Source organism: Parashewanella spongiae, from assembly GCF_004358345.1.
GTDB lineage: Bacteria > Pseudomonadota > Gammaproteobacteria > Enterobacterales > Shewanellaceae > Parashewanella > Parashewanella spongiae.
This window is the reverse complement of record NZ_CP037952.1, coordinates 4,503,719-4,516,570: the sequence shown is the minus strand read 5'-3', so window position 1 is coordinate 4,516,570 and position 12,852 is coordinate 4,503,719. Positions and strand designations below refer to the sequence as shown.

Here is a 12,852-nt window from a genome sequence, read left to right as displayed (position 1 = left end):
TTAGCCAAAGTCATTGATATAGAAAAAGTCTTATACAGAGTTATATAACAGAGCATATGGTTTTACATGGTTAGCTGGATAAGAGCAATTTTTCACCTGTAAAATGAACGAAACTTAATGTTTTTTTCGATTTACGAATAGCTAATACCAATTACAGTAATTAAATTCCCAGCTCAGAGCTATGTATGTGTTCAAAGTACAAGTGAAATTGATGAAAACATAGTTATTACCGACATACAAAACTGTCGTTACTTTGTTTCCAGCCTGCGCTGGAGTGACGAGAACTCATCGGTATACTTTCTTCCGCAACTTTCCTAAGCTCATTTCCATTTTATCTGAAACGAGCTTAGTTAGAGTGACTTGTAAATACTGTTTGTATCAACAAAGAAAGTAAAATAGTGAAGCTTTACAAACCTGCGTCAGCTTTTAATACTTCAGCTTTATCCGTCGCTTCCCAAGGGAATTGGTTACGACCAAAGTGACCGTAAGCCGCAGTGTCTTGGTAGATAGGACGAGCCAAATCGAGCATTTCTGTTAAGCCATAAGGACGAAGATCAAAGTGTTGGCGTACCAGCTTAATCAGTACTTCTTCAGAAACTTTACCTGTACCAAAGGTTTCAACACTGATTGATGTAGGTTCTGCTACACCAATGGCATACGACACTTGGATTTCACAGCGAGCCGCTAAACCAGCAGCAACAATGTTCTTTGCTACGTAACGAGCCGCATAAGCGGCGCTACGGTCAACTTTTGAAGGGTCTTTACCAGAGAATGCGCCGCCACCATGTCGAGCCATACCTCCGTAGGTATCAACAATGATTTTACGACCTGTTAGACCACAATCACCTACAGGACCACCAATCACAAAACGGCCAGTTGGGTTGATGAAGTACTTAGTTTCATTACTCAGCCATTTTGAAGGTAACACTGGTTTAATGATGGTTTCCATCACGCCTTCAATTAAGTCGGTTTGATTGACACTGTCACAATGTTGAGTTGAAAGCACCACGGCATCAATCCCAACAATTTTTCCTTCATTATACGCAAAGGTGACTTGGCTTTTTGCATCAGGGCGTAACCATGGCAAGGTGTTGTCTTTGCGAACTTCAGACTGTCTTTTAACTAAAGCATGAGCATAAGTTACAGGAGCAGGCATAAGTACATCAGTTTCATCACTGGCGTAACCGAACATCAAGCCCTGATCGCCCGCACCTTGATCTTTTGGATCAGCACGGTCGACACCTTGGTTAATATCAGGAGACTGTTTACCGATAACGTTTAATATGGCGCAAGAGTCAGCATCAAAACCCATATCTGAATGGGTATAACCTATGTCTCTGACGGTTTTACGAGTGATTTCTTCGATATCAACCCAAGCCGAAGTTGTGATTTCGCCGCCTACCATTACCATGCCTGTTTTTACGTAGGTTTCGCAAGCGACACGAGCTTTAGGATCTTGAGTCAAAATTGCATCAAGAACGGCATCTGATATTTGATCTGCAATTTTATCAGGGTGACCTTCAGAAACAGACTCAGAAGTAAATAAATGTTTTGCCATTGGGGGAAATCTCATCAAATTAGGTTGATATGCCTCTGTATCTAGTACAACGGTTAATAAAAGTTAATTGAATAACCCTACAAAGTATAGAAGCATTTACATCTAGACGGCTATTTTAGTTCAGTTGCAGTTATTTTTCATCCCTTAATTGGGATTTTTAATATTTTAATTATTTTTATTTACGGTAAAAATAAATCTTACTTGCCGTTAACAAACGGAAAAACTTTAAAATTCAGTGAATAATACCAATTACAGTAATTAACTTCCCACTTAGCAAGAGCTAAAGGATTTCAGTACAAGGCGCAAGTTTGAAGTACTATATTCCCTACGGCCGCCATATAAAACTGGCGTTCAACGCACTTAGTGCTTTTGTCGGGATAATTCAAAAACTTGTAACCTAGTAATGGAATCCTTTAGCCTTGCCCTTCGGGAGCTTGTATGTGTCCAAATTACTACGCAAAACTGTCTCAACGTAGCAATGTAATAACGACAGTTTTGTATGTCGGTAATAACTATGTCTTCATCAATTTCACTTGTAATTTGAACACATACATAGCTCTGAGCTGGGAATTTAATTACTGTAATTGGTATAAGAGGTGAAAAAGGGTTGCCATTTCATTTAATGACAGGTGTTCATGTGTGAGTCAGCTAAAACAAGGTATAAAAAGATATTGTTAATAATTGAGCTATCTCATGTGGTCGTCATTACAAACTCAACTTACAAGCTACTTTTATGATCCCTTACCCGTATTAGTTGAAGATGAGACTCAACAACCAGACGAAACAAATAGTAGCCCCCATGTTGCTCAAGTTTCGGATGAACGTGACCTTGATTTGAATGGGTCTTCTACAGCTAAGGCTACTCTAGAACCAAGTCAAGCAGGAGAGCCAAAATTAACTTCTTCAATAAGCCCATTTGCTCCAGTTAGAAAAACGGCTTGTGCAAGTAAATTGCAAGCTTGTGCCCAAAAGCGATTTACACAAACAAATAAGGCAATAGTTTGGGCCATGCCTGAGGTGACATTCTTTGAGCTATATCAAGAAAGAGGCTTGCATGTGATCTTTCATGAAGCCCACCGATTTCTCATTAGAAGCATCAAAAAATTTTCAAATTTTCCACCAGAATCAACAGAAAATGATGTGTTAAATAAGACAGAAATGATGAAACTGATTTGTGAATGTTTAGGCTTGTTTAAACGATATAAATTGTATCGGGATACTTACCCAGACGAAGGCTGTTTTCTTGAGGGGTTTCATCAGAGAAGTGTGACTAACCTTTCTGTGATTGGATACCAAGAAATGCACCTTAAAATAATCGATGTTATTTTCAATTACTTTATATTTTTGCTGCAAAAATATGGGCTGTTTATCCTGATTGTTGACTTGATGCCAGCTCATTTAAAAGGGATTGGGAAGAAAGTTGATGAACTGTCAATTTTAATTTCAGGTCTTTTATCCGATCTTTTCCATGAAGACTTTTCATTAAATTTGCTGAAATTCATTCAAGAGTATTATTTGATTGCAGCAGCAGAAGAGCAAAAAGATAAGTTTCCAAATGCTTCGATGTTAAGCCTGTACTTTATCAGCGTCATTGCTCAAAGTTTGGTCGTTGTACATGGCTCTGAAGCACCCATCGTCCAACGATTTCGTGATAAATTACAAATCTATGAAGGGTTTGTCGAACGACTTGAATACGATGTTTTAACCAACTCAGAGATAAAAGAAAATAAATCACTGTATTATTATCATTTAACAAATGGATTTAGATATTACGCCTTTGTCATTAAACCAAAGAGTTGGGCCAGCATTATTAAGTTGGTTTTACCAGAATTGGAAGAATTGCCAGAGCTTCAGTTTAATATTACTTTGCGGGCTTTGACTGAAATGTTAGCAAGATACTTGAAGGCGGTGCAACACGACGATATGCCATTGTGGGGGAGGTGATTCATGGTCTTGTGTGTTTATTAAGCCACCCAAGAGTCTTCCCTTATATAGAAAAAAAACAGACTTTGAAGCCGTTAGTGCAAGAACTATCTAGGCGCCATAACCTAACGCTTCAAATGAAAAAAGATACATTCCCTGCTTCATATGGTCGTCAGAGCTTAGTACAAGAAAAAAAAGACTATTCAGTAAAACCTGAGCCATTGGTTTGGACGGTGAATACAAGCCTCAGTCTGAATGCGCACGAAATACAATTATGTGAATGTCTGGCTGCAATTACGACCCCTAAAAAACCTCCGAAACCTTATTTAAGCCTTGATGAATATAAACAACATAGGTCAAAGTTATTTTTTAACCGAGAAGAGCAACATAAAATATTAAATTTAATTGCATCCAGAGCTAAGAAGTTAAGGGAAAGTAACCCAAAAACTCCTGATCAGATCGTAGAGATAATGAGGAATGAAGAAAGTGCATTACCCGAAGCAAAATACTCGGAGTCATGGCTAACACAATTTAAGGAATTGATTTTAGATTATCGCCAATACTTGAATAATAACTGGCTTGAATATCGTCTTATAAAGTCATCCTACCAGCATGTTCCACCTAGTTATTTAAGCAATTATAAAACGATTCTTCCCATACATTTAAAACTGCTTGAACTAGTGTGGCTAGATTGCTTCTGCAGAATAAAACTTGGCACTCATTTTCAACATGTTGATCAAAAAATTAACGGCGCATTGGCAGCTTCTCAAGAAACAGAACGGAACGAGCTTGTTGCTCAGTCTTTGAAATTGCTTGATGAATATGATGTCTTATTATGTGAATTTATTGAGTTTCGCTTAATGTTTGGTGTCTGCTCTCAATTTGAACATACTGGTGCGCAAACGTCGGCAGTGCTCTATGACGTGGGTACTTTGGTCATTTTTCAACTTGAAACGATTTTAGTTTTTTTGGAAAAGCTAAACCAGTTGGCTGTTGAGCATTCAAGTGAACTTAACGACAGCATTATCTCACCAGTTTATCAAAGAGTTGAGCACTTTTTGTCTGTTGCAAATGGAATAAAAATCATAGAGTGCTTACCTCGGGTAAATGTCCTTTCTAAAGGGGTTCAACATAAGCTGTTAGTCTTTAAATTAGTACTAGCGCCAGAGTTGGATATTAAGATACTAACGGAACTTGAAAAATTTTCAGGACTTCCCAACACTAAGCCAAGTGTAATAAATATGGTGTTCCGGCGATTAACAATGGAAGTTAAAAAGGCATTTAACTGCAAACATGAAGAACTAACATTATCAGGGCTGAAACAAGTACTTCAGTTGGTGACGACAACAGCAACGAGTTTGAATTCAGGTTGGTTATCGGGGCAGTTTTTTATTGTTGTTTCTAGATTACGTGGTATTGAATTGTCGTCTACAGATATGGATCTACCCACCGAGCTTGCAAAATTTGAACAAAAGATTAGTAAAATAGAAGCAGTAGTCGAAAATACCGAAAAAAGATTTAAAAAAGAGCAACATAAAGCTAAAACTAAATTGCAGAAAGTTCCCCCAGAAAAACAAGCAAAAAAATCTTCAAGAAAAACGAAAAAAACTCAAGGGGATAAAATTCGCGCCCCTTTAGCTCCATCGTTGAAAGAAACTGTGCCTGAAATAAAAGTAAGTATTGATCCTAATGATTGGATTATGAGTGAAGTAGAGGCTAAGTGTATGAGTAAACCTGCAGAAGCCTTAACCGAACTTAGCCTTTTGAAAAGTGAGCACCAACAAAGTCAGGAGCTTACAATAAGAATAAAAGTAGCTCAGGTCGAGGCCATTGCAGTATTGCTTACTCCAATATTACGAGAAATACAGGCCAATAAAGGGGTTGTCGATAGGGCAAGTGTTATGGTTTCAGAAGCAATGGTGTCTCCGCCCCATAATTTTGGAAATTCAGAATTATTTGAATCAGCCAAAAGAGCAATTATGGCATTGGAAGCTCCTCATCGCTCATTACAAGATATTTATAAAAAAGTTTCCATCGTAATGTCAGAAGCACAAAGTGTAGAAGCTATTCAGGAAAGTACAGCTTTATCGATGATCCAAGCAAAAGCCGAATTTTTAAAAAAACAGATAACGTCAGCATTGGAAGTGGCGAAAAGTATTGATGAATTTATCTCCTTACGATACCAACATCTAGAAGTTAGAAAAGGGTACAAGAAAACTGCCGTTAAAGCCGGAAAAAGCGAAGAAAGTAAATATGACAATCAAAAAGTATTTGAATTAGGTAGTGCTTTGATCAAAGGAATAATCCCTCCATTGGAGCAACTGGATAAAAAAGTAGGCAATATGGCTCAGGTTAGCTCAGCTTAGGGGCTGTTGATCTTTCAGGATTAAATTTTGTGCTATTTGAGTATTTATCTGTTCAAGGCGTGAGCAGTGATGCTTAGCCATCTAAGTGAGCTGGTCACAACACAGAACAGTGAATGCTCAAAAGCATCGGAAAAAAGAGAGAGCGTAAATTGGTCGCTCTTTCTAAATAAAAGGTGCTGCGTTATCGTTTTCTTATTTGGAAACGAAGTAACGACAGTTTTGTATGTCGATAATAACCAAACCTCACAAACTCTGCCTTGCATAAAACAACCAATTTATCGCTGCAAAAACAATCACTAAAGATCAACAGACCCTAATACCGCTTTTATGCCAGCTTATGATTCTCTAGCAATAAGATTAAATTTACTGCACGATGTCGATTTTTAATGTGTCTAAGATACCGCTTGACTTGGTGAAGTGTAATTCAGTGAGATAAATCACATTTATCATTGCGTCAAACCAGCATGTAAGCGAAAATACGCCACAAAATTGGCCGCAGTTGTATTGTCTTAAGTTTACAGCTGTTGGCAAGCCCACAACCCTCAGCAGGAGAGAGCATGTCTTCCCGTAAAGTACTCGCAAACGCAATTCGTATCCTGAGTATGGATGCCGTTCAAAAAGCAAAATCTGGTCACCCAGGCGCACCACTCGGTATGGCCGATATTGCTGAAGTGCTTTGGAATGACTTCCTAAAGCATAATCCGAACAATCCAAACTGGGCAGACAGAGACCGTTTTGTACTATCTAATGGTCACGGTTCAATGTTGATTTATTCGCTTTTGCATCTTTCGGGCTACGATTTACCAATGTCAGAACTTAAGCAGTTCCGTCAGTTGCACTCTAAAACACCGGGGCATCCAGAGTATGGTTACACACCAGGTGTGGAAACAACCACAGGTCCATTGGGCGCAGGTATCAGCAACGCAGTCGGCATGGCCATTGCTGAAAAAACGCTGGCCGCACAATTTAACCGTTCAGGACATGACATCGTTGACCATTATACTTATTGCTTTTTAGGCGATGGCTGTTTAATGGAAGGTATCTCTCATGAAGCAAGTTCACTGGCTGGAACGCTAGGTTTAGGCAAGTTGATTGCATTTTGGGATGACAACGGTATTTCAATCGACGGTGACGTTGAAGGTTGGTTTACCGACGATACAGCTAAGCGTTTTGAATCATACGGCTGGCACGTGATTGCCGATGTTGACGGTCATGACGCTGCCGCAATAAGTGCAGCAGTAACACAAGCGAAGTCGATTACAGACAAACCAACCATGATTTGTTGTAAAACCGTCATCGGTTACGGTTCGCCTAATAAGTCAGGCTCTCACGATTGTCACGGTGCACCATTAGGTGATGCAGAAATTGCCGCAGCACGTGAATTTTTAGGTTGGGAGCATGCACCATTTGAAGTGCCTGCCGATGTTTACCAAGGATGGGATGCGAAAGAAGCTGGTCAAGCTGCTGAATCAAATTGGAATGACAAGTTTGCTGCTTATCAAGCCGCTCACCCAGAATTGGCTGCAGAATACGAACGCCGCGTATTAAAAGGTGACTTACCTGCTGATTTCGCCGCAAAAGCAGAAGCCTATATCCAAGAGTGTCAAGAGAAAGGCGAATCACTTGCTTCTCGTAAAGCCTCGCAAAATACCATTGGTGCATTCGGTGCCATGTTACCTGAATTACTGGGTGGCTCTGCGGATTTAGCAGGTTCAAACTTAACCTTATGGTCAGGCTCTAAAGGCATTCAAGACGATCCTGCGGGTAACTACATCTATTACGGTGTCCGTGAGTTCGGTATGAGCGGCATCATGAACGGTATTTCTTTGCATGGTGGTTTTATCAATTACGGTGCAACCTTCCTAATGTTTATGGAATATGCTCGTAATGCTGTGCGCATGTCAGCCCTGATGGGGATTCAAAACGTCTTCGTTTATACCCATGATTCAATCGGTCAAGGTGAAGATGGTCCTACTCATCAACCTATTGAGCAAATTGCTAACTTGCGCATGACGCCAAATATGACGGTATGGCGCCCATGTGATGCCACTGAAACCGCAGTAGCGTGGAAGTCAGCCATTGAACGTCAAAGCGCACCAACGTCATTAATTTTTAGCCGCCAAGGTTTATCTGCCCAAGTTCGTAATGCTGAGCAAGTGTCTGACATCGCTAAAGGCGGTTATGTGTTGCAGGATTGTGTTGGTAAGGCAGATGTTATCTTGATTGCGACAGGCTCTGAAGTACAACTTGCCTTAGATTCTGCGGCTGAATTGACCGCACAAGGTAACAATGTGCGAGTTGTCTCTATGCCATCAACCAACGAGTTTGATAAACAAGATGCCGCATATAAAGAAAGTGTATTGCCAAGCTCAGTGACCAAGCGTGTTGCGATTGAAGCAGCGCATACTGATTTCTGGTACAAATATGTTGGATTCAATGGCGGCGTTGTGGGGATGCAAACCTTCGGAGAGTCTGCTCCAGGCGGCGACTTGCTGAAGCACTTTGGCTTTACTGTTGCAAATGTTGTTGAAACCGTTAACGCACTTTAAAAGCTAAACTTTTGTGATATAAATCGCTATAATCGGCCTGCATACGAATGCAGGCCGTTTTTTTATGCTCATAGAGCAAAGCCTTAGTTAAGGAATGGAATATTTTGATCCGAGTTGCAATTAACGGGTATGGACGAATAGGTCGTACAATATTACGTGCTCTGTATGAGTCAGGAAAAAATGCACATTTAAAAATCGTAGCGATTAACGAATTAGCTCAACCTGAAGCCATTGTACATTTAACCAAATACGATACGACCCACGGACGTTTTGATGGCACAGTAGATTTTGCAGGTGACACGCTGACAATCAATGATGATAAAATCAAATTACTGCATGTTGAAAATCCCTTTGATTTGCCATGGGAAGCGCTTGATATCGATATAGTTTTTGAAGCAACTGGAGTGTTAAATACCCGTGAAGAATGTGAGGTTCATGTCAAAGCAGGTGCCAAGCAAGTCTTGATAAGCAATCCCTCAAGCCCGAATGTGGATGCCACCATTGTTTATGGTGTTAATCAACATCAACTGACGCCTCAAGATGTGATTGTATCAAACGCCTCTTGCACGACCAATTGCCTTATTCCAGTCATTGATTTATTAGACAAAAACTTCACTGTTAAAAGTGGTGCAATCACCACTATACATTCTGCAATGCATGATCAGCCCGTTATTGACGCATATCATACTGACTTACGACGGACTCGTGCGGCCGGACAATCAATTATTCCTGTAGATACCAAGTTAGCACGAGGCATCGAGCGAATTTTTCCGCACTTAAAAGATAAGTTTGAAGCTATTTCAGTACGTGTTCCCACCATAAATGTTACTGCAATTGACTTATCGGTCACACTTGAGCACAGAGTCGATATTGCCAAAGTCAATAATGTACTAGAATCGGCCGCAAAAGGACGTTTCTCAGCCGTGTTGGGTTTCACAAAAGAACCATTAGTATCTTGTGATTTTAATCATGATCCGCGTTCTAGCATTGTTGATGGTACTCAAACACGAGTCAGTGACGGACATTTAGTGAAATTATTATTATGGTGCGATAACGAGTGGGGTTTTGCTAACCGAATGTTAGATACCGCCCTAGCGATGGCACGAACTCGGCTTGCTGTTAACTCATAGTGTGAATGCAAGTCAGACAGAATTATTGATTAAAGTAGGAAAATAACAAATGACCATTATTCGTATGTCGGATCTCGATTTGCAAGGTAAGCGCGTATTGATCCGTGAAGATTTAAATGTGCCAATTGCCGATGGCAAAGTGACCAGTGATGCTCGCCTGCGTGCTGCATTACCGACGATTAATCTCGCACTAGAAAAAGGCGCAGCTGTGATGGTTATGTCACATTTAGGTCGCCCGACAGAAGGTGAGTTTAATGCTGAGTTTTCGATGCAACCAGTGGTTGATTATCTCAATGATGCTTTAGATTGCAGTGTAACTTTAGCTTCAGATTATCTCGATGGTGTTGAAACTAAGCAAGGTGAAGTGGTAGTTTTCGAAAACGTGCGTTTCAACGTGGGTGAAAAGAAAAATGACCAAGCACTCGCCAAGAGAATGGCTGCACTGTGTGATGTTTATGTGATGGATGCCTTTGGTACGGCTCACCGCGCGCAAGCGTCTACTCATGGTGTTGGCTTACATGCCCCTGTTGCCTGTGCAGGCCCATTATTAGTGGGTGAGTTAGACGCATTAGGTAAAGCATTAGATAATCCTGATCGCCCAATGGTGGCAATCGTTGGTGGTTCTAAAGTATCAACTAAATTGACTGTGCTAGAAAGCTTATCCACTAAAGTTGATCAACTTGTTGTGGGCGGCGGTATTGCCAATACCTTTATTGCGGCAGCAGGTCATAATGTCGGTAAATCATTATATGAAGCTGATTTAGTTGAAGAGGCGACTCGTCTGGTCAATAACGCTCAAAGTCGTGGCGGAGATATTCCCGTACCAACGGATGTTGTTGTTGCCGGTGAGTTTAGTCCTACGGCTAGCGCAACACTAAAAAATGTGGCTGATGTTGCTGACGAAGACATGATTTTTGATATTGGCCCAGACAGCGCGGAAGCGTTAGCTGAAATTTTAAAGAAAGCTGGCACTATCGTATGGAACGGCCCAGTTGGCGTATTCGAGTTTGACCAATTTGGCGAAGGCACCAAGCGTATCGCACAGGCGATTGCTGATTCAGAAGCGTTTTCCATTGCTGGTGGTGGCGATACATTAGCGGCCGTTGATAAATATAATATTGCTGACAAAGTGTCCTATATCTCTACGGGTGGCGGTGCTTTCTTAGAGTTTCTTGAAGGAAAAGAACTACCGGCGGTTACGATGTTAGAACAACGCGGCGCGTAAATTTTTTTATAAAAATTCACAATAAAAACAACATTACAGCTCTCTAGTTTAGGTTAGAGAGCGTTAAAAAAAGACATCAAACTTTAATGTGAACACACTATAAAGTGTTCACACATTACCCTACAAACGGAGCAAGAAAATGGCTTTAATCTCATTGCGTCAGATGCTAGATCATGCAGCAGAACATGATTATGGTGTACCGGCATTCAACGTGAATAACCTTGAGCAAATGCGTGCAATTATGCAAGCAGCAGAAGCAACGGACAGTCCGGTAATTGTTCAAGCTTCAGCGGGTGCTCGAAAATATGCTCGTCCACAATTTTTGAAGTATTTGATGGCCGCAGCGCTTGAGCAGTACCCAGATATTCCGGTATGTATTCATCAAGATCACGGGACAGATCCTGATATTTGTCAGCGTTCGATTCAGCTCGGTATGTCTTCAGTAATGATGGATGGCTCATTAATGGCCGATGGTAAGACGCCAGCATCTTATGATTACAATGTTGATGTAACTCGCCGCACAGTGGCGTTTGCTCATGCTTGTGGTGTTTCAGTTGAAGGTGAAATCGGCTGTTTAGGTAGCCTAGAAACTGGCCAAGCGGGTGAAGAAGACGGCATTGGAGCAGAAGGCACATTAAGCATGGATCAAATGCTTACTACTCCTGAAGAAGCGGCGCGTTTTGTTTCTGACACTCATGTTGATGCGCTTGCGATTGCAATCGGTACCAGTCATGGTGCTTATAAGTTCAGCCGTAAACCTACCGGTGATGTACTTCGTATTGACCGAATTAAAGAAATTCACGCGCGTATTCCTAACACGCATTTAGTGATGCACGGTTCATCTTCAGTGCCGCAAGAATGGCTGCAAATCATCAATCAGTATGGCGGGGCGATCCCTGAAACTTACGGTGTCCCCCTTGAAGAGATCGTAGAAGGTATCAAACATGGTGTGCGTAAAGTAAACATCGATACGGATTTACGTTTAGCGTCAACGGGGGCGGTACGTAAATTCTTAGCTGAAAATCCAAGCGAATTTGATCCGCGTAAGTTCTTAAAAGCATCAATGGAAGCTATGGCAGATATTTGTACTACACGCTACGAAGCATTTGGTTGTGCGGGCATGGGGTCTAAAATAAAGCCAAAATCTTTGCAAGCTATGTACAAGTCTTATCAAGCAGGCGAGCTCGATCCAAAGATTAATTAATGCTCGATTTTTGATAATATATCGCCCGCTGACTTGCGGGCTTTTTTTATGTATTTTGACTATAGTCATCATCCAAAATGTTGGCCTTTGATTCCGTGTCTTTCGTTAAAAGTGTTCCTGTTTCATCAGCATCTCTGATAATTACCGTGTTACCATCACCACTTATGCAAAATACATATTGATTCATATCATTCAAAGAGTCGGACGTTTGAATCGTATATAGTTGGCTTGCATGAGTTGCTGTTTTTCTTAAAGCTGTTGAAAGAGCCGGTTCTAGATGCCATTCCTTATTTTCTTGACTTGATTCAGAGGCTGATTGTTGCCTGATAACTAATCGTGTGCCAGAGCTGTTACATTGCAGAAGATATCTATGGGAAGGGTAAGTGTCCCCATGTTGATTAAAGGCTGCAAAATGTTGACGAATTTTGGGTGATGATGCTGCTGAAGCAGAACTGATCTTCTCTCCTTGCTTAATAGACTGAACAGATCCAGAACCTCCATTTTTCCCGCCTGACTGGACTTTAAAATTTTTTCTTGAGGATTGAATACTCATGGAGGTTGATAGAGCTTTCGGGGAAGCATTCACTATTCTAACTGATGTAGAAGCAAAGGTTGTGCTAGCAGCTGAGATCATAATCAGTGCCTAATATAATAGAAAAATAAAAACTAAGACTAATCTTTTTTAATCACTTAATTCAATCTTAGGATGGCTTAATATATATACGAATTGGTATAAGTTAACGAAAGATAAATGAGTAAAATATGAGACATTACGGCGAAAGTTAATATGAATATAAGCGATGGTTTTGATTGCATAATAGTTATTGCTCAGTTTGCAAAACTTGTAATTTTTAATTACAGATTAAGCAAATATTAAACCTACTTTATGTTGTTAAA

8 protein-coding genes are annotated in these 12,852 nt (G+C 40.5%); 6 read left to right on the top strand and 2 right to left on the bottom strand.

Annotation, left to right across the window (positions count from 1 at the left end):
• Nucleotides 1-406: 406 nt before the first annotated feature.
• Nucleotides 407-1,558 (bottom strand): methionine adenosyltransferase, encoded by a 1,152-nt coding sequence (gene metK / locus E2I05_RS17935; protein ID WP_121852143.1) that lies wholly within the window; start codon nt 1,556-1,558, stop codon nt 407-409.
• Between the two features lie 693 nt (nt 1,559-2,251).
• Between metK and E2I05_RS17930 the strand changes: the two genes are divergently transcribed.
• From E2I05_RS17930 to fba, 6 genes are all read left to right on the top strand, one after another.
• The gene (locus E2I05_RS17930; RefSeq protein WP_133309784.1) at nt 2,252-3,502 is read left to right on the top strand and encodes a hypothetical protein; all 1,251 of its coding nucleotides are present in this window, start codon (nt 2,252-2,254) and stop codon (nt 3,500-3,502) included.
• Complete coding sequence (locus tag E2I05_RS17925) at nt 3,490-5,847, top strand: hypothetical protein (protein ID WP_145964480.1); 2,358 nt, start codon at nt 3,490-3,492, stop codon at nt 5,845-5,847. Before E2I05_RS17930 ends, E2I05_RS17925 begins: the two co-directional genes overlap by 13 nt.
• A gap of 557 nt (nt 5,848-6,404) precedes the next feature.
• Nucleotides 6,405-8,396 carry a transketolase gene (gene tkt, locus E2I05_RS17920; protein WP_121852141.1) on the top strand — a complete coding sequence of 664 codons (1,992 nt, stop codon included), beginning with the start codon at nt 6,405-6,407 and terminating at the stop codon, nt 8,394-8,396.
• A 104-nt stretch (nt 8,397-8,500) separates the two neighbouring features.
• Entirely contained in the window at nt 8,501-9,526 is a 1,026-nt protein-coding gene (gene epd / locus E2I05_RS17915) for an erythrose-4-phosphate dehydrogenase (RefSeq protein WP_121852140.1), read from the top strand.
• Between the two features lie 49 nt (nt 9,527-9,575).
• On the top strand, nt 9,576-10,751 hold the full coding sequence (locus E2I05_RS17910) for a phosphoglycerate kinase (RefSeq protein WP_121852139.1): 1,176 nt from the start codon (nt 9,576-9,578) through the stop codon (nt 10,749-10,751).
• Nucleotides 10,752-10,890: 139 nt separating this feature from the next.
• Entirely contained in the window at nt 10,891-11,955 is a 1,065-nt protein-coding gene (gene fba, locus E2I05_RS17905) for a class II fructose-bisphosphate aldolase (protein WP_121852138.1), read from the top strand.
• 46 nt (nt 11,956-12,001) lie between these two features.
• Here fba and E2I05_RS17900 read toward each other — a convergent pair whose 3' ends face one another.
• Nucleotides 12,002-12,589: a hypothetical protein gene (locus E2I05_RS17900; protein WP_133309782.1), complete on the bottom strand. Its 588-nt coding sequence runs from the start codon at nt 12,587-12,589 to the stop codon at nt 12,002-12,004.
• Between the last annotated feature and the right edge of the window lie 263 nt (nt 12,590-12,852).